The following is a 243-nucleotide window of genomic DNA, read 5'->3' as shown; positions in this document are numbered from 1 at the left end:
GGTGCGTGGCAGTCGATCAGTTGCCCTGCTAGATCGCGCCCTGATAGATTGGTGCTAAGTCCATTACGACCAATACGCTGACCGATACGGTCTAAGATGCCTGTTAATACCGTCTCACCATTACAGCTCACTGTGCAGCTTGAACCTGCTTTCACATAATCAGGTAATACGTCTTGCTCAGCATCAAACCAGCTAAAACTAAACGCATCAGCAGGTACGCCAATATCACTATCGACACTTAGA

Annotated in this window: 1 protein-coding gene; it reads right to left on the bottom strand. The window is 47.7% G+C overall.

Annotation, left to right across the window (positions count from 1 at the left end):
* On the bottom strand, window positions 1-243 hold a 243-nt coding region (locus SB749_RS20540), incomplete at both ends, for a phage baseplate assembly protein (protein ID WP_410711940.1).

This window comes from Brevibacterium sp. SIMBA_078, from assembly GCF_046534565.1.
In the GTDB taxonomy this organism is placed as follows: Bacteria; Actinomycetota; Actinomycetes; order Actinomycetales; family Brevibacteriaceae; genus Brevibacterium.
This window is presented reverse-complemented; position numbering and strand designations above follow the sequence as displayed.